This is a genomic window from Pseudodesulfovibrio tunisiensis (genome assembly GCF_022809775.1).
GTDB classification, from domain to species: domain Bacteria; phylum Desulfobacterota; class Desulfovibrionia; order Desulfovibrionales; family Desulfovibrionaceae; genus Pseudodesulfovibrio; species Pseudodesulfovibrio tunisiensis.
In genome coordinates, this window is the sequence record NZ_CP094380.1 from 1,243,638 (window position 1) to 1,265,453 (window position 21,816).

At 60.0% G+C, this 21,816-nt stretch carries 20 protein-coding genes, 1 pseudogene and 1 riboswitch; of the genes and pseudogenes, 1 reads left to right on the forward strand and 20 read right to left on the reverse strand.

Features of this window, described 5'->3' with window-relative positions; translation table 11 throughout:
• Positions 1 to 7: 7 nt before the first annotated feature.
• A pseudogene (locus tag MPN23_RS06265) lies at positions 8 to 775 on the reverse strand (thiazole synthase); the annotation flags it as partial.
• 15 nt (positions 776 to 790) lie between these two features.
• On the reverse strand, positions 791 to 991 hold the full coding sequence (gene thiS, locus MPN23_RS06270; protein WP_243546845.1) for a sulfur carrier protein ThiS: 201 nt from the start codon (positions 989 to 991) through the stop codon (positions 791 to 793).
• Positions 992 to 1,120: 129 nt separating this feature from the next.
• Positions 1,121 to 1,221, reverse strand: a riboswitch (TPP riboswitch).
• A gap of 225 nt (positions 1,222 to 1,446) precedes the next feature.
• Between thiS and MPN23_RS06275 the strand changes: the two genes are divergently transcribed.
• Positions 1,447 to 1,884 (forward strand): hypothetical protein, encoded by a 438-nt coding sequence (locus MPN23_RS06275; protein WP_243546846.1) that lies wholly within the window; start codon positions 1,447 to 1,449, stop codon positions 1,882 to 1,884.
• Between the two features lie 81 nt (positions 1,885 to 1,965).
• Here the strand turns inward: MPN23_RS06275 and MPN23_RS06280 are convergent, their stop codons facing one another.
• From MPN23_RS06280 to MPN23_RS06365, 18 genes are all read right to left on the reverse strand, one after another.
• Positions 1,966 to 3,225: an SH3 domain-containing protein gene (locus MPN23_RS06280; protein ID WP_243546847.1), complete on the reverse strand. Its 1,260-nt coding sequence runs from the start codon at positions 3,223 to 3,225 to the stop codon at positions 1,966 to 1,968.
• A 13-nt stretch (positions 3,226 to 3,238) separates the two neighbouring features.
• Positions 3,239 to 3,748, reverse strand: coding sequence for an OmpH family outer membrane protein (locus tag MPN23_RS06285; RefSeq protein WP_243546848.1), 510 nt, complete (start codon positions 3,746 to 3,748; stop codon positions 3,239 to 3,241).
• 70 nt (positions 3,749 to 3,818) lie between these two features.
• A complete protein-coding gene (gene priA / locus MPN23_RS06290) occupies positions 3,819 to 6,182 on the reverse strand; it encodes a replication restart helicase PriA (RefSeq protein WP_243546849.1) in 2,364 nt (787 codons plus the stop codon).
• 6 nt (positions 6,183 to 6,188) lie between these two features.
• Entirely contained in the window at positions 6,189 to 6,944 is a 756-nt protein-coding gene (locus tag MPN23_RS06295) for a hypothetical protein (RefSeq protein ID WP_243546850.1), read from the reverse strand.
• Complete coding sequence (gene galU / locus MPN23_RS06300) at positions 6,932 to 7,804, reverse strand: UTP--glucose-1-phosphate uridylyltransferase GalU (protein ID WP_243546851.1); 873 nt, start codon at positions 7,802 to 7,804, stop codon at positions 6,932 to 6,934. The genes MPN23_RS06295 and galU overlap by 13 nt, the downstream gene beginning before the upstream one ends.
• Positions 7,805 to 7,825: 21 nt before the next feature.
• The gene (glmM, locus tag MPN23_RS06305; RefSeq protein WP_243546852.1) at positions 7,826 to 9,178 is read right to left on the reverse strand and encodes a phosphoglucosamine mutase; all 1,353 of its coding nucleotides are present in this window, start codon (positions 9,176 to 9,178) and stop codon (positions 7,826 to 7,828) included.
• Positions 9,179 to 9,203: 25 nt separating this feature from the next.
• Positions 9,204 to 10,112, reverse strand: coding sequence for a CdaR family protein (locus tag MPN23_RS06310; RefSeq protein WP_243546853.1), 909 nt, complete (start codon positions 10,110 to 10,112; stop codon positions 9,204 to 9,206).
• A gap of 2 nt (positions 10,113 to 10,114) precedes the next feature.
• Positions 10,115 to 10,864 (reverse strand): diadenylate cyclase CdaA, encoded by a 750-nt coding sequence (cdaA, locus tag MPN23_RS06315; protein WP_243546854.1) that lies wholly within the window; start codon positions 10,862 to 10,864, stop codon positions 10,115 to 10,117.
• Positions 10,865 to 10,877: 13 nt separating this feature from the next.
• On the reverse strand, positions 10,878 to 11,738 hold the full coding sequence (folP, locus tag MPN23_RS06320) for a dihydropteroate synthase (RefSeq protein ID WP_243546855.1): 861 nt from the start codon (positions 11,736 to 11,738) through the stop codon (positions 10,878 to 10,880).
• 22 nt (positions 11,739 to 11,760) lie between these two features.
• Positions 11,761 to 13,767, reverse strand: coding sequence for an ATP-dependent zinc metalloprotease FtsH (ftsH, locus tag MPN23_RS06325; RefSeq protein WP_243546856.1), 2,007 nt, complete (start codon positions 13,765 to 13,767; stop codon positions 11,761 to 11,763).
• 87 nt (positions 13,768 to 13,854) lie between these two features.
• Positions 13,855 to 14,079: a hypothetical protein gene (locus MPN23_RS06330; RefSeq protein WP_243546857.1), complete on the reverse strand. Its 225-nt coding sequence runs from the start codon at positions 14,077 to 14,079 to the stop codon at positions 13,855 to 13,857.
• A gap of 142 nt (positions 14,080 to 14,221) precedes the next feature.
• Positions 14,222 to 15,610, reverse strand: coding sequence for an argininosuccinate lyase (argH, locus tag MPN23_RS06335; RefSeq protein WP_243546858.1), 1,389 nt, complete (start codon positions 15,608 to 15,610; stop codon positions 14,222 to 14,224).
• Positions 15,611 to 15,615: 5 nt separating this feature from the next.
• On the reverse strand, positions 15,616 to 16,848 hold the full coding sequence (locus tag MPN23_RS06340) for an argininosuccinate synthase (protein WP_243546859.1): 1,233 nt from the start codon (positions 16,846 to 16,848) through the stop codon (positions 15,616 to 15,618).
• A gap of 29 nt (positions 16,849 to 16,877) precedes the next feature.
• Positions 16,878 to 17,780 carry an ornithine carbamoyltransferase gene (argF, locus tag MPN23_RS06345; protein WP_243546860.1) on the reverse strand — a complete coding sequence of 301 codons (903 nt, stop codon included), beginning with the start codon at positions 17,778 to 17,780 and terminating at the stop codon, positions 16,878 to 16,880.
• Between the two features lie 269 nt (positions 17,781 to 18,049).
• Positions 18,050 to 19,627, reverse strand: coding sequence for an AlbA family DNA-binding domain-containing protein (locus MPN23_RS06350; protein WP_243546861.1), 1,578 nt, complete (start codon positions 19,625 to 19,627; stop codon positions 18,050 to 18,052).
• A 14-nt stretch (positions 19,628 to 19,641) separates the two neighbouring features.
• On the reverse strand, positions 19,642 to 20,076 hold the full coding sequence (ybeY, locus tag MPN23_RS06355; protein WP_243546862.1) for an rRNA maturation RNase YbeY: 435 nt from the start codon (positions 20,074 to 20,076) through the stop codon (positions 19,642 to 19,644).
• A 3-nt stretch (positions 20,077 to 20,079) separates the two neighbouring features.
• Positions 20,080 to 21,066 carry a PhoH family protein gene (locus tag MPN23_RS06360; protein WP_243546863.1) on the reverse strand — a complete coding sequence of 329 codons (987 nt, stop codon included), beginning with the start codon at positions 21,064 to 21,066 and terminating at the stop codon, positions 20,080 to 20,082.
• The gene (locus tag MPN23_RS06365; RefSeq protein WP_243547358.1) at positions 21,066 to 21,815 is read right to left on the reverse strand and encodes an ABC transporter permease; all 750 of its coding nucleotides are present in this window, start codon (positions 21,813 to 21,815) and stop codon (positions 21,066 to 21,068) included. Before MPN23_RS06365 ends, MPN23_RS06360 begins: the two co-directional genes overlap by 1 nt.
• Position 21,816 lies beyond the last annotated feature (1 nt).

Genomic DNA, 21,816 nt, shown 5'->3' on the forward strand with positions numbered 1-21,816 from the left:
GCTTCTTCCCCAGAAATCCGGTAAGCGGAGACGAAGCCGAAGCGTGGGTCCGGGTTGCGCCCAGTCCGGCAAGATGCGCCTCGCGTCCGGCACGCACCGCGCGTCCGAATGCCCGGGCCATGCCCAACGGATCGCCCGCCGTGGCAATGGCCGTATTCACCAGACAGGCATCCGCGCCCATTTCCATGGCCTCGCACGCCTCGGACGGCTTGCCTATGCCCGCGTCGACCACCACGGGCAACGGACAGTCCTCGATGAGGATGCGCAGCATTTCCCTGGTCTGCAACCCCCGATTCGAGCCGATGGGCGCCCCCAGAGGCATGACCGCGGCGGCTCCGGCATCAACCAGACTCCGCGCCACATACAGATCCGCATTCACGTACGGGAGGACCACGAAGCCTTCCTTTGCGAGAATCTCGGTGGCCTTGGCCGTCTCGTATCCGTCGGGCAGCAGGTAGCGGTTGTCCGAAATGACCTCGATCTTGATCCAGTCGCCACATCCCATGGCCCGGGCAAGCCGGGCGATGCGCACGGCCTCGTCCGCGGTACGCGCTCCCGAGGTGTTGGGCAGCAGCTTCATGTGCTGAGGGACGAAATCCATGACATTCCCGGTATCGGATTCGAAATCCACCCGCCTGAGGGCCACGGTGATGACCTGTGCGCCCGAGGCCTCGCACACATCCGGGATGACCGCGTCGTTTCCATACTTTCCGGTTCCGATGAACAGACGGCTGTCCAGTGCGACGCCGCCGATTTCCAGCTGATCTTTCTTCATGCCGTTCAACTCCGGTTACCCGCCACCGACAACGCGGAGAATTTCAAGACGATCGCCCTCTACCAACCGGGTTTCACCAAAGGCGGAGCCGGGAACGATTTCCTGATTGCGCTCCACCACAAGGGTGTCCGGGGACATGCCCCGGGCATCCAGAAACTCCAGCAGGCTCATGCCGGACGGGATGTCGGTTTCCTTTCCGTTGACTACGATGATCACGGAACGACTCCTTTCCGCACAGATGCGGAGGGTTTCGGCTGGGGATGTACGGAAGGTCGAGGCGGTATGAAGTGATCCGCATAAAAAAACCGGGCTTGCTGGAAGGCAAGCCCGGTTTGAATCAGCAGACTGTGTTCAGACCAGCTTCCCTACGGCAGTATAAACTGCATCAGGTTCAAAGGGTCGGGCCGCAGCCCATCTCAGCCATGAAGGCTCCCCTAGCCGTCAAAAACGTATGCCGCCAGCAGCGCCCTGTCAACAGGGAACCGGAAAAACTGTCGCTTCTTTTTATTTAAAACAGCATTTACAGATAGTTGAATGCATATCCATACCAATTCCGGCTAATAACACAGTATGGGAGACACCCGTGCATCAAAACATTCCGGGGACTCTAAAGTAATTCGATAACCCGACCGATAAATCATGCGTCACCATTGTTCATGGGGGGAATCATCATGGTATCAGCTATTTTCCAGATCACCGGTTACAAACGGGTGCTGACACTGTTTGAAAAAGGCAGAACAGACGAGGCAAAAGCCCTGCTGACCAGCCTTCAGGAAGAATTCCTTGCCGTATGCGAGGAAAACGAGGTGCTCAAGACGCAGCTCTCGGAAGTGGCCGAAGTTCTCGATCTGGCGGAAAAGGTTCAATACGACGGCCAGAAATACTGGCTCATGGAAGAAGGCAAGCGCAAAGGGCCCTTCTGCCAGCTCTGCTATGACAAGGACGGCCTGCTGGTGCATCTGCAGCAGCACGACAAGCATTGGGAATGCCAGAGCTGCCGCAGCCTCTACATGATCCCTCAGGTTGCCACCGCTCCCAAAAGGAAGAAAGCCATTCGCACCACTCTGAAAAAGACCATTCCCCTGTTCATGGGGCATGAACTGGGATGAGTCCCGGACAGGCGGCAAAAGCAGCAGGGCCGACGCGAAATCATTCGCGTCGGCCCTGCTGCTTCAAATCGTTCCACCCTGTCAGCGCAAGGGAAAATCCGTACCAAAGAGCGCGGTCTTCCTGATCCGAAATTCGGTCAGCGTCTTTTCCACGAACCGGGCTTCGCCATAGGCGATGTCCTCGAAATCCATGCCCGGCAGATAGAAAAGTATTGCCAGATTCCTGCCGGATTTCGCCAGCCCCGGACGCAGGGTTTCAGCCAGATCAGCCAGCCCGGCTTCCCTGGGCACCTTTTTGGCCGCCACGAACACCTTGACCATGGTCCAGCTCTCGCCGAACTTTCTGGTCTCGCTGGTTTCCATGACCTTGTACTGGAAGCCGTGAACATTCCGGTCCGCCACCGGATCGGGACGTTTGGCATCCGCAAACCGCTTGCGGTCTATGGGAATCACGGTCTGGCCGCCATCGCTTTTTGCCGGAGCCGCTGCAACCGGCGCAGGCCGTCCTTCGAGATCGTGTTCGGCGGCATAGCCGATGGCCCGGTTTTCCCTGCGCAGGGATTCCCCGGGCTGGAACACGGCGTACCAGCCGTTCCTGAGCATATCGACCTTGACCTTGTCTCCCTTTTTCAAGGTCCTGACAAAATGCGACTTGGACGAACGCGCCATGCGCACCACCACGTCGTCGGGAATGGTCACGATCCTGCCCCACGGCCTGCCAGAAGAAGCGACCCTGGGTGCGGGTTTCACCACGGGATCGGGATCGGCCTGAACCGAATCCTCTTGCGCCACGGCCTGCCGGGTCGGAGTCACGCCGACAGCCGGAACAAGATACTTGCTCTTGACCCAGCCCACGGCATTGAGCTGGGACCGGATGGTCGCCCCGGGCACGAACACCATAGTCCAGTCATCCTCGGGAAAATCCACGCGCACGCGCTGCCCCGGAGCCAGAGCAGAGACCTTTTCGGATCGAATAGTGCTCTCGGCGCGCACGTTGAGCCGGGTCTTGGTGGCCATGAGTTCGCCCCAGGCTTCGATATCCACCTTGCCCGGACGCGGCTTGAGATACTTGATGTTGGCATAGCCCACGGCTGCCGCCTCGCTGCTGCGCGTTTCCCCGGGTTCGTATATCGCGACCCAACCATCCACCTCATGGGCGATGCGCACCTTCTGGCCCGGAAACAGCATGCCAACCCACGCGGCGCTGGCCGACCGCGCCTTGCGCAGATTCAGGGGCCGATCCGGATATCGAATCTCGCCCCATGCCAAGGCCGTTCCCGCACACAGGCAAATCAGGCACACTGCCGCCACCACGTTCCGCATCATTCTGCCGCACGCCATTTCCGGCCTCCGTCTACAGCATCTTGTCCAGTTCGGAAATAACCCGGTCCGTCACGTCCATCTGCGGCACCACATAGCCGACGATTTCCGGATCGGTCAAAATCAGGGTGAATCCGCGCTCCTCGGCCAAGGCCTTGAGAATGGAATCCGCGCGGTGCATGATGAAACGGATGAGCTTGCGCTCCTCTTCCTGAATCTCCAGATTGCTCCGCTCCACCACGGCCTCGTAGTCCCGGGCGGCCCGACGCAATTCCGCCTCGCGCAGGGACTGTTCGGCCACGGACACCTCGCCGGAAGCCAGTTCGCCCTTGAGCGCCTGCACCTTTTCCAGAGCAACGGCCACCTGCCTGTCCTTTTCCCTGCCCAGACGCGCCAGATCGTCCTGCGCAACACGGCCGATTTTCGATTCGTTGATGACCCGCTGGGGATTGAGAAATCCCACCTTGGACATCTGGGCCCGGGCAGCCGGAACCAGCAGGACGGAAAACACAAGCAAGACCGTCATGGTCCTGAACAATTTCATATTGATACGCTCTCTTGTGGTCTGATGATATTCGCGCCACTCTAGCGGCAAAGTCGCACCCTGTCGAGAATCACAGGGTGGACACCGGGTCAAGGTCCAGGGAAAGCCGAATCTTGCCGGGCGCGGGATTGGCCCGTTCAAGCCGGGCAAACAGGCCGCGTACAGCACCCCAGGAATCCGCCTTGAGCAGACAGTTGAACCGCATCCTTCCGCGAAGTCGGCTCAACGGCGCGGGTGCCGGCCCCATGCCCAGCACGCACAGGCCGGGTCCCTGTTCCCGCAGAATCCGGGAAAAATCCATCATGGCTCCAGGGCCATCCGAAAAATCCGCAGGAAAGCTGATGCGCACAAGACCGAGCTTGATGAACGGCGGATACCGGAACTTCTGCCGCCGTTCGATCTCCCGGGCGTAGAATCCTTCGTAATCACCGGAAATCACTTCGGTCCAGATGGGATGCCCGGGATTGCGGGTCTGAATGAGCACGCGCCCGGCCTTGCCACCGCGTCCGGCCCGGCCAGCCACCTGAACCAGAAGCTGAAACGTGCGCTCCGAGGAACGATAGTCCGGCAGATTCAGGCCAAGATCGCCATCCGCGACCGCCACCAGCGTCACATCCGGAAAATGATGCCCCTTGGAAATCATCTGGGTGCCCACGAGCACCTGCGCCTCCCGTCGGGCGAACGCTGCCAGAATTTCCTCCATGCGTTCCTGCCGACGCGTGGCGTCCCGATCCAGACGCAGCACCTTCACGTCATCGGGCAGGACAGCCGCAATGCTCTCCTCAAGTCGCTCCGTGCCTTCGCCCATGGGCAGAAAATTCGCACCTCCGCACTTGGCGCACAGCAGAGGATAGGATTTGGCATGACCGCAATAATGACACACCAGCCGTTCCTGCCGCTTGTGATAGGTCATGCCCACTTCACACTCGGGACATTTGACGGTCTCGCCACAGTCCAGACAATACATGACCGGGGAATAGCCCCGGCGGTTGAGCATGACAATGGCCTGCTCGCCCGCGGCAACGGTCTCGCGCAGGGCCTCCAGAGTTCGAGGTGCGAACGGCTGATCCGGATTCTTGAGGTTGGTGATGTCCACCAGTTCCACGTCCGGCAACCGGCTGTCCCCGACGCGTTCCTTGAGCGAGCACATGGGGATGTGCCCTTCCCGGGCGGCATGAAAGGTCTTCACGTCCGGCGTGGCCGACCCGAGCACCAGAAGCCCCCTGGTCATTCCGACGCGGAACCACGCCACTTCCTTGGCATGGTACGGCAACCGCTCTTCCTGCTTGAAGGATTCGTCATGTTCCTCGTCCAGAACGATCAGCCCCAGATTGCGCATGGGCAGAAAAAGCGCGGAACGCGTGCCCACCACGACGGACGGAGTCTGTTCACGCGCCAGATCGCGAAACGTGAGTTCCCGCTTCTTGGGACTCTGATACCCGTGATAGAATGCGGTTCTCGCCTCCGGGAAATGCGCGGCAACGGTCTTGTACAGCGAACAGGCCAAAGCCACTTCCGGCGCAAGCAGCAGCACGCTCTTTCCGGCCTCGAGACACTGGCGCGCCAACTCCAGATAGACCACGGTCTTGCCGCTGCCGGTAACACCATGCACCAGATGCGTGCCCCCGGACTCCAGAGCCGGACCAAGCCGCTTCAGGGCTGCGGACTGTTCGGGCGTGAATTCGTATCCCCACTCGGCCGGACCGACGCAGGCACCGCCGCCTTCATCCACATGAGCCAGATCATCGGGTGTGAGTTCGCCCACGGAAACCAGTCCGGCTCCTTCCAGCTTGGCGGCAGCATCCTTCGTCCATTCTCCAAGGGAAAACTTCAGGGAAAACAGACTCTGCGGCCCATTGTCCATGAGGTGCTCCAACAGCCGGAGCTGGCGTTTGGCATTGGGACGCACAGGCCACGGCGGATCGGACAGCAGGGAAACGAACCTGTCCTCGGCCTCGCGCTTCGGGTCCACACGAACACGCATGCGCCCGTCCAGCCACAGATTCATGAGGCACCGCTGATCCTCCACGGACAGCTTGACGATTTCCGTGGGCTTGAGCGAGGCAGGCAGTGGCCGGTCCGCCATATGCCGGTCAACGGCAAACGTGACCGCAGCGGTTCGCAGGCCGCGTGGCAGCGCACCTTCAAGAATGCGACCAAGGGGAATCATCTGCCGGGAAGCAAGATTCCCGATCATGTCCATGTAATCGGCGTCGAGAAGCGGCCTGCGTTCCAACGGCCAGAGCACGGGCCTGAGCGCCACGCCCCTGGGCACGGATTCGGCAGGACCGATCACGATCCCGGCGCGGCAGGAACGTCCAAGGGGAACAGCCACACGCTGTCCCGGAACAAGAGCGGAAAAAAAATCAGGCCGCCCGTACGTCAGCGCCTGATAGGGAGGGCTGAGCAGGGCGACCTGCCAATAATCCTTCATCACGAATCAGCGGACAACCGGAAAACGGAACTCATTCCCCAACCGGTCAAAAGGTTCCGGCATGGCGCCGCAGGTTTCCGGGGACAGGGTCCGGGCAAGGGCCTTGGGATCATACAGGGATGCATCCCCGGCCCGATTCACGGCCAGCCACTTCACGGCCATGACCAGAGGCTCAGCTCCAGGGGCGGTGTAGATGACCTTCTGCGGCACATCATATCCGCCAAGGGTCCGGAAATCGGAAAAGGCGATGCTGGCCTGTCCGCCTCCAGCCTCGTACCGCACCAGCAGCGGGGCCATGGTTTCATTGTTCAGCCACACGGCAGGCAATGTCATATCCTCGGGATCGGCACCGTACATGAAGCACGGCACGTCCCCGCAGAATCCGAAGGTACGCGTGGCATTGTCCACGCCCCAGTCATGCCACGTCTGCAACGTGTCCGGCGGCATCCACGCAAAGAGCGGAGACAGGGGAAAGGCCTGCCCGACACAGGAGGCAAGCACGGTCCCGCCCACGCCCACGCCGGAGGACTTCAGCCCGTTGGCCCGCCATTCCTGACGCCATTTTCCGCGCGCATACCAGATATGCACGGCCACTCCGGGATAATCCGGAAACGAGGCCTCCGCCTCCCAGGAGGACAAGGGACCGTAGGCCTTGCGCAGCATGGCCCCCAATTCCTCGTCATCCGGCGCAAAGGCGAATGCGGCAGCAGCGGAAAACAGTATCAGCAAACAGCAGGCAAAGCCGGAAATCAATCTGAACAAGACAGCAACTCCTGAAGCCGTTTGACAAGGTCGTCGCGCAATTCCTCGTCGTGCAGAGCGAAATAGATGTTGGCGGTAAGATATTCCACCCAGTCGCCAGCGTCAAACCGCTGGCCCTGAAGCTTCACGGCAATGAGCTTGTCCCGGTCAGCGAGTCCCTGCAAGGCATCGGTAAGCTGGATTTCCCCGCCCACACCAGCCTTCTGGCCATCCAGAATGTCGAAAATCTCGGGCAGCAGCACGTATCTGCCGATGATCGCCAGATTGGACGGAGCATCCTCGACCTTGGGCTTTTCCACCAGCTTGCTGACGCGATACATGCCCTTGGCAAATTCCTCACCGGCAATCACGCCGTACTTGCTGACCTTGTCTCTCGGCACCTCGATCACGCCGACCACGGCCTTGTTTTCGGCTTTCGCAGCTTCGATGAGCTGGCTGATGCCGGAATTCAGACCGAACATGAGGTCGTCGCCGAGCATGACCGCAAAGGGTTCGTTCTTGCACACCTCGCTGGCGCACAGGACGGCATGCCCCAGACCGAGCTGCACCTTCTGGCGCACGGAAACCACATTCACCATGTCCGCAACCCGCTTGACCTCTTCCAGAAGGTCCAGCTTGCCGCCGCGGGTCAGGAGTTGCTCGAGCAGAAAGTTGCGGTCGAAATGATCCTCGATGATCCGCTTGTTCTGGTTGGTGATGAACACCACGTCCTTGAGCCCGGCCTGCATGGCTTCTTCCACGATGTACTGCACGATGGGCTTCTTGTATATCGGCAGCATTTCCTTGGGGATGTTCTTGGTTGCGGGCAGCGATCTGGTTCCCCATCCAGCGACCGGAATCACGACTTTCTTGATGTCCATGCCAAACAATCTCCTCGGAATTTAACGCAAATGCTTTTCACAGGCTTCAACGATTTCGCCGACGTATTCCTCCACCTTGTCGAGGTTCGGTCCCTCGACCATGACACGCGCCACGGCCTCGGTGCCGGAATACCGAAGCAGAACCCTTCCCTTGCCGTACAAGGCGTCCTCCACCTTGCGCACGGCCTCCTGCACCTTGGGAGCTTCCTCAAAGGGAATCTTCCGCTCCACGTGCACGTTTTTAAGTACCTGCGGAAACGGCTGAAGCAATCCCGCAAGTTCGGAAAGGGGTTTCTGCCTTTCGCACATTATACGCAACAATTGCAGCGCCGCAAGCAGGCCGTCTCCGGTGGTGCTGTGTTCCATGAAAATCAGATGGCCGGACTGCTCTCCGCCGAGCATGGCGCCTTCGCGCCGCATGGCTTCCACCACATACCTGTCGCCCACGGGCGTACGCAGCAGGGTCCCGCCCCGCTCCTGCATGAAAAGCTCCAGAGCCATGTTGCTCATGACCGTGGCCACCAGCATGTTCTTGGTCAAACGCCCCTGTTCGAGCATCTCCATGGCGGACAGGGCCATGATCTGATCGCCATCCAGCACCTTGCCCTTTTCGTCGCAGACAATGAGCCTGTCCGCATCGCCGTCCAGCGCCAACCCGATGTCCGCGCCGTACTCCACGACCTTGCGGGAAATGCCCTCGGGGTACAGGGAACCGCACTTGTCGTTGATGTTGATCCCGTCGGGATGCATGCCGATCTTGATGACCTCGGCCCCGAGTTCCTCGAACACGTAGGGAGCCACACCGTAGGCCGCGCCATTGGCACAGTCCAGCACGATGCGCATGCCGTCCAGAGTCAGATGACTGGAAAAGCTGTTCTTGAGGTAGACGATGTATCTGCCGCGCGCATCATCGATGCGGTATGCCCTGCCGATCTCTTCGGCAGCCGGGTAATCCCATTGGGTCGAGGGATCGAGAACCAGAGAGGCAATCCTGTCCTCTTCCTCGTCGGGCAGCTTGAATCCGTCGCGATCGAAGAACTTGATGCCGTTGTCCATGAACGGATTGTGCGACGCGGAAATCACCACGCCCACGTCGGCACGCATGTTCCGGGTCAGAAAAGAAATCGCCGGGGTGGGCATGGGACCGACAAGAAACACGTCCATGCCGTTGGCGCACAGCCCGGAGGTCAGTGCGGTTTCATACACATAGCCGGACAGGCGCGTATCCTTGCCGATGACAACCCTGTGCCGCTTGGAACCGTTGCGGAAATACTGGCCGGCGGCAAGTCCGAGCCGAAGCGCGATTTCCGCAGTCATGGGGAATATGTTCACCTGCCCCCGCAGGCCGTCGGTGCCGAAAAGTCGTTGCGTCATGAATTTCTCCGTCCAATCGTCCTGATTATTTGGCCGCCCTGATTTCAGTGGACACCACCTCGGGGTTGCGCTTCACGACGCGGCATCCCTCGGGAAGAGTCACGTGATAGTCGAGCTCGTACCTTCCCGGTCCGGGATTGTCGGGCAGCACGAGTCTGGCGGCCATGTCCTTGCGAAAATCATTGTCCCTGAAAAGATAGAGCGGCCCCTCCATCAGGAATCGCACGTAATCCTGAGAGGTGCGCACCGCAAACCTGCCGGTCTCGGGAATTTCGAGCGGCAGCTTGATCCAGATTTCCTTGGTCCTGGCGGCAAAGGCGACCTCCACACGCACCTGTCCGGGCGAAGCCTCGACCTCCTCGGGCAGAAGCAGAGGCACATCCTCGACCCAGGAAGCCGGAACCTCATCCGGGAAATCCTCCTTGACCACAACCGATGTCCGCGTGATCTTGCGCAGCACGGTTTCCGGCCCGCGAATCTCCACGGAAGCCGGTTCCACGTTCACCCCAACCTGATCGTAATACGGATTCAGATTGCCAGCCCAGGACGCATCCACGGGAATCGTCCGCTGAACATTCCTGTCCACGGTCAGGGTCAACCTGTTGGGTTTGACCTCCATGACCTCGAAGGACGAGGAAAGGGAAATGCGATCCGCATCGATTTCCACGACCTGTTCGCCGATCTTCACCTTGTTCACGTCGAGAGGATAGGAATGCCGCTCATTGGCCAGCGAATTCACCAGTCCACGCGGCCCGCGGACCCGTACCTGAATCCTGTCAACCAGACCATCCTTGATGATCATGCCTTCGGGCGGGTTGGTCATGACCAGCGGCATGTCGATCCACGCCTCGACCTTTTCCCGCCCCGTGACGAGAAACCAGGTAAAGACGGCCAACCCCAGAGCCAGAAGCATGGTCTGCCAGTTCTTCATCATTTCTAGCGCTCCAGAACGTTTCGCAGCACACGCCGCAGGCGAACTTCATCAAGGCTGGTGGTCAGCCGCCCGTTCAGGGCGATGGACACTTCGCCGCGTTCCTCGGACACCACGATGGTAATGGCGTCCGATCCTTCACTGATGCCGAGAGCGGCCCTGTGACGCGTGCCGAACATGGGCTGCCCCTTGAGTTTGCTGGACAGCGGCAGGATGCAGGCAGCCGCGAGAATCCGGTTTCGCCGGATCACCACCGCGCCGTCATGCAAGGGCGTGTCCATGGTGAAAATGGTCTTGAGCAGATCCTTGTTCACCTTGGCATCCAATTCGATGCCGCGCTCCGCAATGTCGCCCAGAGGCACGCTCTTCTCGATGACGATAATAGCTCCGGTACGGGTGGACGACATGTCCATGACCGCGCCCACCACCTGATCGAGCGTATCCTCGCTGGCCTCGGAAGGTCGCCAGAACCGCTTGGTTCCCACGGCCGCCAGAGCCTTTCGCACGTCCTTGCGGAAAAGGATGATGATCACCAGAAACAGGGAACTCAGGAACTCCCCAAGCAGAGTGTTGAGTGTATAGAGATTCAGCAGGTCCGAAAAATAGTAGATGACCAGCAGCATCATGAGGCCGTACAGCGCGGCCGCGGCCCGGGTTCCCCGAACCAGCAGAATGATGTTGTAGTACAGCAGGGCCACAAGGCCGATGTCCAGCGCCGCCTGCCATGTGAACTGAAATCCGAAAAGCTCTATCACTCGCACTCCCCGCCTATGCTGCGGCCTTTACCACGGCCAAGGTCTGCCTGGTCAGGGCCACCTCGTGCACCCGATGCACGGCCACGCCCTTCATTGCCATGACCGCGACTCCGGCCTGCGTGGCATTTTGACGACTCTCCACGCCGAGCCCGAGAAGTCCCTGCCACAGGGACTTGTTGGAAAGCCCCACGTACAATGGCAACCCGAACACCTTGAACCGCTCGATATTGCGCATGATCTCCAGATTGTGCTCAAGGAGCTTGCCGAACCCGATGCCCGGGTCCAGTGTGACATTTTCCTTGGGCAGCCCGGCCTTGTCCAGTATTTCCAGCTTGCGCTCGAAAAAGGCAAGCATCTCGTCCACCACATTTTCGTAGGACGGCGCATCCTGCATGGTTTCCGGCCTGCCCAGGCTGTGCATGAGCACATAGCCGGGCTTGTACTGGGCCACCACGTCGAGCAATTCCGGATCGAACTCGAATGCGGACACGTCATTGATCACGTCGGCACCAGCATCCAGCGCCGCAGCCGCGACACCGGCCTTGTAGGTATCCACGGACAAAGCCGGGGTCAGCAGTTCCCCTTCCCCGTTCGAAACGCCCCGGGCCAGTTCCGTCACCACGGGCACGACCCGTTCCAGTTCCTGCTCCAGCGAAACGGGATCGGCGTAGGGACGCGTGCTTTCACCGCCGATATCCAGCATTTCCGCCCCCTGTCGGGCCAGAAGCGCAGCGTGCTCCACACCGGAAATGCTGTCCGGGTGCCTGCCGCCGTCATAAAACGAATCAGGGGTGACATTCACCACCCCGGCAATGAAAAAGGGGGCCGGGCCCAAGACCCTGCCCCCCTTGAGTATCCATGTACTATCAGTCATCTCGGTGGAAACCCTTCGGGATTTACTGAATTTTCTTGCCGTCGTCCTTTTCGTCGGACGGCACGTCTTCTTCCTCGAGAAGAAAATCATCCTCCTCGTTGCCAGCGGCATCAGCCTGTTCGTTCCCGGCCTTTTCCTCGCTCACGGGAGAATAGCCCGGGCCCGAGGACTGGGGACCGCCATTGCTTCCGGCGGCACCGGAACCGTTGTTGCCGTTTTCAGGCAGAGGCGGCAGCGGCTTGCCTTCCATGAGCAGATCGATGTCCGCGCCGGAAATGGTTTCCCGATCAAGCAGGGCATCCGCAATCCAACCCAGCGCTTCGAAGTTGTCCTTGAGCAGCGCCTTGGCCCTTTCATGGGCTTCCTCGACGAACCGCCGCACTTCGGAGTCGATGGTCTTGGCGGTTTCCTCGCCGTAGTTCTTGTTGTGGATGAGTTCCTTGCCCAGAAACACCTGCTCCTGATTGTCGCCAAAGGACAAGGGACCGAGCTTTTCACTCATGCCCCACATGCAGACCATGTTATGAGCCATCTTGGTGGCGCGCTCGATATCGTTGCTCGCGCCCGTGGTCCGCTGATCCAAGGCGATTTCCTCGGCCACGCGACCGCCCATGAGCACGGCCATGGTGTGTTCCAGATACTGCTTGGAATAATTGTGCCTGTCGTCCACGGGAAGCTGCATGGTCACGCCAAGTGCCCTGCCGCGCGGAATGATGGACACCTTGTGAACCGGGTCCGTGCCGGGCAGCAGCTTGGCAATCAGGGCATGTCCGGCCTCGTGCCAGGCCGTGGTCTTCTTTTCCTCGTCGGACAGGATCACGCTGCGGCGCTCCTTGCCCATGAGGACCTTGTCCTTGGCCTCCTCGAAATCCGCCATCTCAACGCGATCCTTGCCGACCTTGGCCGCATGCAGAGCGGCTTCGTTGACCAGGTTCTCCAGATCCGCGCCGGAAAAGCCCGGAGTGCCGCGCGCGATGGTGGCGAGTTCCACTTCCGGAGCCAACGGAGTCTTGCGGGAATGCACCTTGAGGATACGCTCGCGCCCACGCAGGTCCGGGGTGGGTACCACGACCTGACGGTCGAAACGACCGGGCCTGAGCAGGGCCGGGTCAAGCACGTCCGGACGGTTTGTGGCGGCCACGAGAATGACGCCTTCGTTGGATTCGAAACCATCCATTTCCACGAGAAGCTGGTTCAGGGTCTGCTCGCGCTCGTCATGTCCGCCGCCGAGGCCAGCACCACGCTGACGCCCCACGGCATCGATTTCGTCAATGAAGATCAGGCACGGAGCACTTTTCTTGCCTTGCACGAACAGATCGCGCACACGCGCCGCACCCACGCCCACGAACATTTCCACGAAATCCGAGCCCGAGATGGAAAAGAACGGGACACCGGCCTCACCCGCAACAGCACGGGCCAGCAGGGTCTTGCCCGTGCCCGGAGGGCCCACGAGCAGAACGCCCTTGGGAATGCGACCACCGAGCCGGGTGAACTTGCGGGGTTCGCGCAGAAAGTCCACGACCTCGGAAAGCTCTTCCTTGGCTTCGTCAACACCCGCAACATCCGCAAACGTGACCTTGGCGTGTTCCTCGTTGATCAGCTTGGCCCGAGAGCGTCCGAAGCTCATGGCTCCCTTGCCACCGGACCCGCCCTGCATCTGACGCATGAAGAAAATCCACACGCCGATGAGCAACAGCATGGGTGCCCAGGACAGGAACAGGGTCATGTACCAGGGAGACTCCTCGGGCGGCTCGGCCTTGACCTCGACACCCTTGCTGATCAGCGTGTCCACGAGCTTGGGATCTTCCGGCGCATAGGTCTGAAACCGTTCGCCGGACGCCTTGACGCCGGAAATCTTGCGGCCCTGAATCTTCACTTCCTGCACGCCGCCCTGATCCACCATGGTCAGGAACTCGCTGTAGGAAGGCTGATGCTTGGGCATCGGGGGCTGGTTGAACAGATTGAACAGGACGACCATCAGGATGAATATGATCGCCCAAATCACCAGATTTTTCATATGGTTGTTCAAAAGAACTTCCTCCGTTCGCCCGGCGGTTCCACCGCTCGCGGCGAGTATTGAATGACGGGGGTTTGTATTCTATTGCCGACTGATTTTCTACAGTAATGCCGTTGGGCGAAAAATCAAGCGCTCGCGGAATTTTTTTCCCTTTCCCCCGAGGGCGAGTTCCAGCCGGAAGACCTTGCTTTCCGGCTGTTGCCGCACCCTGTCTGCAGACGCAAATCCAATTTCGAGCCTCGCGTCCTTGCCCTTGAGCTTTCTGTAATAAATTAGTCCGATGTCGTACAGGGTTTTCAACGGGTTGAGTCCATAATCCCGCAAAAGCCCTCCTCTTTCCGAAGAAAAAAAAGCGGAAGGCCCGGGCAATGCACCGCAAGCGAAGATTCTCCCGCGGGGAAAACACTCCGCCCAAGCAGCGCAACGGCCCGGACCTCAACTCGATTCTATGCGTATGTCAGCAGAATCAGGCCACGGAATTCAACCAGGCTTCCAATCCCTTTATCTGCGCGCTCACGGAATCCGGTCCGGTTCCGCCGGATGAGGTCCGCCGCTCCACGGCAGCTCTGTAATCCAGAACGGCAAAGACATCCTCGCCGATCCTGGAAGAGAATTGACGCAATTCCTCCAGACTCAATTCCTCGAGCGCCTTGCCGTGCTTTTCGGCGTAGGCGACCGCAGCACCGGTAATATGGTGCGCCTCGCGAAACGGCACGCCGGATGCGGCCAGATAATCGGCCAGCTCCGTGGCATTCAGGAATCCACGCTGCACGGTCTCGGCCATGCGTTCCGGCACGAACTCGAGCTGACGGAGCATGCCTTCCATGATGCCGAGAGACGAAGCCACGGTGCGGTCCGCATCGAAGAACGGTTCCTTGTCTTCCTGCATGTCCCGATTGTAGGCCAGAGGCAGTCCCTTGAGCAGAGTCAGCAGGGCGACCAGCGAACCGTTCACGCGAGCGGTCTTGCCGCGCATGATCTCACAGGCGTCCGGGTTCTTCTTCTGGGGCATGATGGACGATCCCGTGGAATAGGCGTCCGGCAGCTTCACGAACCCGAAATTCGGATTGGCCCAGATGATGATCTCCTCGCAGAAGCGCGAAAGGTGCGTCATGATCAGGCTGCCGCAGAACACGGCCTCCACTGCGAAATCGCGATCCGACACCGCGTCCATGCTGTTGGCGAACACACCTTCCAGACCGAGATGCCCGGCAACCGCAGCGGGATTCACCGGATGCGTGGTCCCGGCCAGAGCGGCTGCGCCCAGCGGAGAAATCCGTGTGCGCACAAGACACTGGTCCACACGCTCGAAATCCCGGCGGAACATCTGGCAATAGGCCAGCAGATGATGCGCCAGACTCACGGGCTGGGCTGGCTGGAAATGGGTGCATCCGGGCAGGATGACATTTCTGTTTTCCGATGCCCCGTCCTTGAACGCGGCCACGAGCGCGGCCAGACGCGAACGCCAGTCCTCGAGACGCGCGGCAACATGCAGCCGGAAATCCAGACAGACCTGATCGTTGCGACTGCGCGCAGTATGCAGCTTGCCGCCCAGAGGACCGATGATTTCGGTGAGCCGGGACTCGATGTTCATGTGAACATCCTCGTGTCCCACTTTCCACTCGAAATTCCCGGCCTCGATCTCGGCCTTGACCCTGTCCAGCCCGGAACAGATGGTTTCCGCCTCCTCCGAGGTCAGAAAGCCCTGCTCGGCGAGCATTTTCGCATGCGCCTGCGAGCCGCGGATATCCTCGGCGTACAAACGCCAGTCAAAGGATACGGACTCGGAATAGGCTTCCATGTCGGCGGCCGTGCCCTGTTCGAACCGGCCGCCCCACATCTTGTTGTCTGCCATCTCGCTTACTCGCAGGTATCGTCGGATTCCTTGCCGCCCCACTTGGACTGCTGCATGCGGCCCTTGAGCCGCAGGCCCACCAGCTTGATGAAACCGGCAGCGTCCGACTGGTCGTACACGTAATCTTCCTCGAAAGTCGCCAGCTCGGGATTGTACATGGAGAACGGGGACTTGCGGCCGAGAGGCACGCAATTGCCCTTGTACAGCTTGAGCCGCACGGTTCCGGTCACCTTTTCCTGAGTCTTGTCGATCATGGCCTGAAGCGCCTCGCGTTCCGGGGAGAACCAGTAGCCGTAGTAGATCATTTCCGCATATTTCGGAATCAGGCTGTCACGCAGGTGCATGACTTCGCGGTCCATGGCAACGCCTTCCAGATCGCGGTGGGCGATGTGCATGATGGTGCCACCCGGGGTCTCGTACACGCCGCGGGACTTCATGCCCACGAAGCGGTTTTCGACCATGTCAACGCGACCGATGCCGTGCTTGCCGCCCAATTCGTTGAGCTTGGCCAGCAGGGCCGCCGGGGAATGCTTGACGTTGTTGATGGCGACCGGATCGCCCGCCTCGAAATCAATGGTGATTTCCTCGGGCTCGTCCGGAGCCATTTCGAGCGGAACCACGTTGCGGTAGCAGTCCGGGCCAGGCGCATTCCACGGATCTTCCAGCTCGCCGCCCTCAAAGGAGGTATGCAGCAGGTTGGCGTCGATGGACCACGGCTTCTTGCGGCTCACGGGAACGGGAATCTGGTTTTCCTTGGCAAAATCGAGCAGATCGGTCCGGGACTTCAAATCCCAGTCGCGCCACGGCGCAATGGTGGTCAGCTTGGGATTCAGGGCCATGGTGGCAAGCTCGAAACGAACCTGATCATTCCCCTTTCCAGTGGCACCATGGGCCACGGCCTGACAGCCTTCCATCTCGGCAATCTCGACCATGCGCTTGGAAATCAGGGGGCGGGCAATGGCCGTGCCGAGCAGGTAGCGGCCCTCGTACAGGGCGCCGGCACGAAAGGCCGGGAACACGTAGTCGCGCACGAACTCCTCGCGCAGGTCTTCGACATACGCCTTGACCGCGCCGGTATTCAGGGCCTTGTCCTCAATGCCCTCCATTTCCTCGCCCTGACCAAGATCGGCGGTCATGGTGACCACGTCGCAATCGTAATTGGTCTTGATCCACTTCAGAATGATGGAGGTGTCCAAACCACCGGAATAGGCCAGAACAACCTTGTCTATCTTGCTCATCGATTATTTCCTTGTAGCTATATATCCGATTAATTCTTGAAAATCCATTCAACGATCGCCTTCTGCATGTGCAGACGGTTCTCGGCCTGATCGAACACGATGGAAGCCGGACCTTCAAACACGGCCTCGGAGACTTCCTCGCCCCGATGCACAGGCAGGCAATGCAGGAACCTGGCATTCTCCGCAGCCTTGGCCATCATGGCTTCATCAATCATGTACCCGGCGAACGCGGCCTCGCGAAGCTTCTGCTCCTCTTCCTGGCCCATGGACGCCCAGACATCGGTGTTCACGTAATCCGCTCCCGCCACGGCCTCGGCCGGATCGCGGGTCAAGGTCACGCGAGCGCCCAGAGAACGGGCCTTTTCCACGATCTCGCCGTCAGGGTCATATCCTTCGGGACAGGCAAGGCGCAGTTCATAGCCGAACCATGCAGAACCATTAATGAAGGAATGGGCCATGTTGTTGCCGTCACCGACCCACGCCACCTTGAGCTGTTCCAGCTTCGGGGTGCGCTCGTACATGGTCAGCATGTCACTCATGACCTGGCACGGATGGTATTCGTCGGTCAGGGCGTTGATGACCGGAATATTGCCGTACTCCACCAGCGTTTCGAGTTTCTTCTGGCCAAAGGTTCGGACAACAAGGCCGTCCGCGAATCGCTCCAGCACACGGGCCGTGTCTTCAAGCGGCTCGCTTCGCCCGAGCTGGGAATCGCGGGAGGAAATGAATACCGGGTCTCCGCCGAGCTGTCGGATGCCGACCTCGAAGGAGACGCGGGTTCGGGTGGAGGCCTTTTCGAAAATGAGCAGCAGGGTTTTGCCCGCCAACAGGTCGGTTCGGAGCTTCTTGTCCTTCATCTCCTTTGCGCGGAGCAGAACCTGCCGGGCCTCGTCCTTGGGAATGTCCAGAATCGTCAGAAAATGCTTGGCCATGTCTAAGTCTCTCCATTGTCATTTTCCAATATTGGAAGAAGGGATGAAGTCTGGCCGATAATCGGATGAATGTAAAGAAATGAGTAGGGAGGAAATACGGATCATGCCACGCCACGCGCCATGATCCGCGCTTCTGCGCAGTCCGGGAATCGGCAGAACAGCCGGAACCGGCCGCACCGGCAACAGATATGACGTTCAAAATACCGGAAAAGCAAGATCAGGGACGGCAAAACAGGCTGTTTCCGCTTCGACTCGACACAATTGGCGCATCAACGATTCTGCAACCACTCGTAAAACTGGCTCAGGGACAAGGTCCGACTGGCAGGCCCGGAACGGACATAGAACTCCTCAATCTGTCCCTTCTTCAGAAAGGCAGGCGAATGGGCCGGAACGCAAAAGACTCGCAGCACCCTGCTTCCCTGCACTTCGATGACCTTGGTATTCACGTAGCGGGCGAACTCGGCCCCGATGCTCTGATTGAGCAGATTGTTGAAATGCAGCAACGCCTTGTCATCGTTTTCAAATTTGTCGTCATCCAGCCCCGTGACCGCACCATTGTCGGAAACGCCCACCAGCAGGGTGCCGCCCTCGGAATTGAGAAATCCGGCCACGGTCTTGAGGCTGGCATACTCGATCTCCTTGCCATTCTTGCCTGCCTTGACATTGAAACGCAGGGTCTGCTTGAACTCAAGCCGCGAGGACTCGCCCTCGGCAATGAGATGCAGCACGTCCTCGGCTGTCACGGGCATGTGCTGGCGCTGGCCCAGCGCCTCGATGCGCAGTCGGTTGCGATGCAGAAAGAACAGGGCCACCCCGGCGGCCAAAGCCAGAAGCGCGCTGAACACGGCAATGAAATTGTCGCTGGTCAGCGTGGAGACCGCAGCCTTCTGCGGCATGATCACGCCCACGGACATGGTATCCCCGAACACGGACAGGGGTTCAAGGTCCGCCCACCAGATACTGCCGTCCAGACGAAAGGCAAAGGGCGCAAGCCGGTCCGTGCGACGGGCGGCCAGCAGTTTTGCGGCCCGCGACACGGCTGGATTCACGGCATCGTCCGGAGCAATGGCCCGCGCAGCCCGCTCTCCCACTATCTCGGCGTCGCCGTTCAGCGGAATTTCCATGATCTTTCCGCTGTTCCAGAAAAGGAAGATGCTTTCCGCACTCCCCCGCTCCGCATGGGCGAGCTGGTTGGCAACCACGTCCACGGGGAACATGTAGGACACCATCACGTCCGATTCGTTATCCTTGAGCGGCAGGAGCTGGGAAGCGGAGACCCAGGACTCCCCTCCCCGATGGATGCGATAGGCGCTGGACCAGTTGATCTGCCCGGGTTTGAGCTGTCGAAACAACTCGACGAGAACCCGATTCACGCGTTCCCTTTCCGCCGCATTGCCGGAAAGCGTCCGCACGTCCGCCCCCTCGCGAAAAACGCGCCACGACATGGTCTTGCCGTCAGTCGACCGCACGCCTTCGACCAACCCTTCCGGCCCCCGGGCCAACGAAAAGACCAGTCCGGCAGCATCTGCTACCGTAATTCCGGTCAAGGTCTGATGCCGCTTGAGTATGGCCTGATACTTGGTCCTGAGATATTTCTCTTCCAGATTGACGAGTTCGCGTCCGCCCAGGTCCGCATCGGTCCGACTGACTGCGCTCATGAGCACGTTGACCGCCCCGGCCACTCCACGACCCGAGCTTTCCACGGCAATGGAGGCGGCATCATGCCGAATCTCGCGCACGCCCCAAAAGGCAAGCAGACCGATGGCCATGGCCGCTCCGATCACTCCGTAAAACAGAATTGCGTAAAGATTCTTTCCTCGGATACCGTGACGTGCGGACGCGGGCATGGCTATCTCCTTGATCAGTCGGCAAATTCCAGCAGGACGCGATCCACGGCCGCATCCGTAAGCGCATACATCTCGTCTCCGTGATCGTACCCGGCAAGATGCAGCAGGCCGTGCGCCAGCAGCCGGGCAAGATGGACAACCGGCTCCTGCTCGTACAATCTGGTTTCACGGGCCAGCGTATCCACGGAAAGAGCCAGTTCCCCGAGGGACTCCTCTTCCCCATCCGGATCGGCAGGGAAACTGAGAATGTTGGTCGGACCGGTGCAGCCCAGAAATTCGCGATTCAACCGGGCTATTTCCCGGTCGTCGACCAGCTTGAGGGTGAAGGCGGTCTCCTCCAGATCCAGCATCTCCAGAATCGCATCCAGCACCATGGGCAGTTCGTTGCGGGACAGGGGAAACTCCGGGTCGATCCAGGTTTCCCGCAGCACTCGATAGGCACGTTCCATGCGCTATTCCCCGCGTTCCTCGAACCTGTCGTACGCCTGAACAATACGGCCCACGAGCGGATGCCGCACCACGTCCCTGTCGTCGAAATCCACAAAGCTGATGCCCTTCACATCGGTCAGAATGCGCCGCGCATGGAGCAGCCCGGACCGGGCATGGCTCGGCAGGTCGATCTGGGTCACGTCGCCGGTGACCACGGCACGGGAACCGAATCCGAGCCGGGTGAGAAACATCTTCATCTGCTCCGGCGTGGTGTTCTGTGCCTCGTCCAGAATCACGAACGCATCGTTCAGGGTGCGACCGCGCATGAAGGCAAGAGGCGCGACCTCGATGACCCCGGTCTCCTGCAATTCCCCGACCTTGTTGAAATCCAGCATGTCGTGCAGGGCGTCGTACAAGGGACGCAGATACGGGTTGATCTTCTCGGCCATGTCCCCGGGCAGGAACCCGAGCTTTTCCCCGGCCTCCACGGCCGGACGGGTCAACACGATGCGCTTGACCTCGCGACGGCTGAGTGCCCCCACGGCCATGGCCACGGCCAGATAGGTCTTGCCGGTTCCGGCCGGACCGACCGCAAAGGTCAGATCCGATTCGCGGATGGCCTGAAGATATTCGCGCTGATTCAGGGACTTGGGCGCAATGGCCTTGCGCGCGGTTCCGGCGAACAAATCCGTCTTGAACACATTGCCCACATCCGCAGACGGTTGCCGCTCCAGCACGCGGCAGGCAAAATCCACGTCCTGCGCATACACGGATTTTCCGGCCCGAATCATGGCGTAGAGCTGCGTCAGCACCTTGGCCGCGATTTCGGCCCGGGCCTCGGCATCATGGTCCTCGGCGCGGATGATCACGGTCGCACCGCGACTCTCGACACGCACATCCAGCCGTTCACCCAGCAGTTTCAGATGCGTATTCTGCGGTCCGAACAACTGGCTGGCCAGCCGTCCGTCATCGAATTCCAGTTTGGTTGTCAGGGCTTTTCCCTCCGACATCAATGCTTTCCTCTCATGAACATCCAGCGGCACGCACGCCGCTCGAGCAGGTTCGCGCATTCATACAGGGCCGCGCCGAGCAGGCTCATGCCCAGAATGCCGCTGAACATGGTAACATAATCCATGGCGCCCCAGGCGTCCATTATCATATATCCAAGCCCCCGGGTGGTGGCAAAGGATTCCACGAAAAACAGTACGGCGACCGACACGCCGGTTCCCAGCCGGAGCGCAGTGAATCCATGCGGCAGCGCAGCAGGCACCAGCACTTCCATGAGCACATGCCGCCGCGTGCCACCAAGCGAACGAACCGAGTCGCAGTATTTGGGATGGACGCTCTTCACGCCGTCCCGGGTAGTGACGAGTATCTGGTATCCCAGAATCATGACGATCATGGCGATCTTGGCGCTGTCCCCCAATCCGAGGAGAAGCAGCAGCACGGGCAGCAGCACGATCTTGGGAATGGGATAGGTCAGAAAGACGAACGGGGCCAGCAGCTCATCCACACGCTTGACGCTGCCCATGACCAGCCCGAGCGGAAAGGCCACGATCCACGCAATGGCCATGCCCGCCACAGCGCGATAGGCGCTGACCCAGAAATGCTCCCAGAAAATCCGGGTGCCCATGGCACGAACAAACGCGATTCCGGCATCCTCCGGCGGAGGAAGGATCGCGCCCATGTTCATGGCGGCCAGCTTCCAGAGCAGACCGATGACCAGAATCACGCCGCCGTAGCGAAAAATCGATTTCAGC

Excerpts from the sequence above, each read along its gene's own strand:
- MPN23_RS06275 (WP_243546846.1), top strand. The coding sequence starts at position 1,447 with ATGGTATCAGCTATTTTCCAGATCACCGGTTACAAACGGGTGCTGACA.
- MPN23_RS06280 (WP_243546847.1), bottom strand. The coding sequence starts at position 3,225 with ATGGCGTGCGGCAGAATGATGCGGAACGTGGTGGCGGCAGTGTGCCTG.
- MPN23_RS06285 (WP_243546848.1), bottom strand. The coding sequence starts at position 3,748 with ATGAAATTGTTCAGGACCATGACGGTCTTGCTTGTGTTTTCCGTCCTG.
- priA (WP_243546849.1), bottom strand. The coding sequence starts at position 6,182 with ATGAAGGATTATTGGCAGGTCGCCCTGCTCAGCCCTCCCTATCAGGCG.
- galU (WP_243546851.1), bottom strand. The coding sequence starts at position 7,804 with ATGGACATCAAGAAAGTCGTGATTCCGGTCGCTGGATGGGGAACCAGA.
- glmM (WP_243546852.1), bottom strand. The coding sequence starts at position 9,178 with ATGACGCAACGACTTTTCGGCACCGACGGCCTGCGGGGGCAGGTGAAC.
- MPN23_RS06310 (WP_243546853.1), bottom strand. The coding sequence starts at position 10,112 with ATGATGAAGAACTGGCAGACCATGCTTCTGGCTCTGGGGTTGGCCGTC.
- folP (WP_243546855.1), bottom strand. The coding sequence starts at position 11,738 with ATGACTGATAGTACATGGATACTCAAGGGGGGCAGGGTCTTGGGCCCG.
- argH (WP_243546858.1), bottom strand. The coding sequence starts at position 15,610 with ATGGCAGACAACAAGATGTGGGGCGGCCGGTTCGAACAGGGCACGGCC.
- MPN23_RS06340 (WP_243546859.1), bottom strand. The coding sequence starts at position 16,848 with ATGAGCAAGATAGACAAGGTTGTTCTGGCCTATTCCGGTGGTTTGGAC.
- argF (WP_243546860.1), bottom strand. The coding sequence starts at position 17,780 with ATGGCCAAGCATTTTCTGACGATTCTGGACATTCCCAAGGACGAGGCC.
- MPN23_RS06350 (WP_243546861.1), bottom strand. The coding sequence starts at position 19,627 with ATGCCCGCGTCCGCACGTCACGGTATCCGAGGAAAGAATCTTTACGCA.
- ybeY (WP_243546862.1), bottom strand. The coding sequence starts at position 20,076 with ATGGAACGTGCCTATCGAGTGCTGCGGGAAACCTGGATCGACCCGGAG.
- MPN23_RS06360 (WP_243546863.1), bottom strand. The coding sequence starts at position 21,066 with ATGTCGGAGGGAAAAGCCCTGACAACCAAACTGGAATTCGATGACGGA.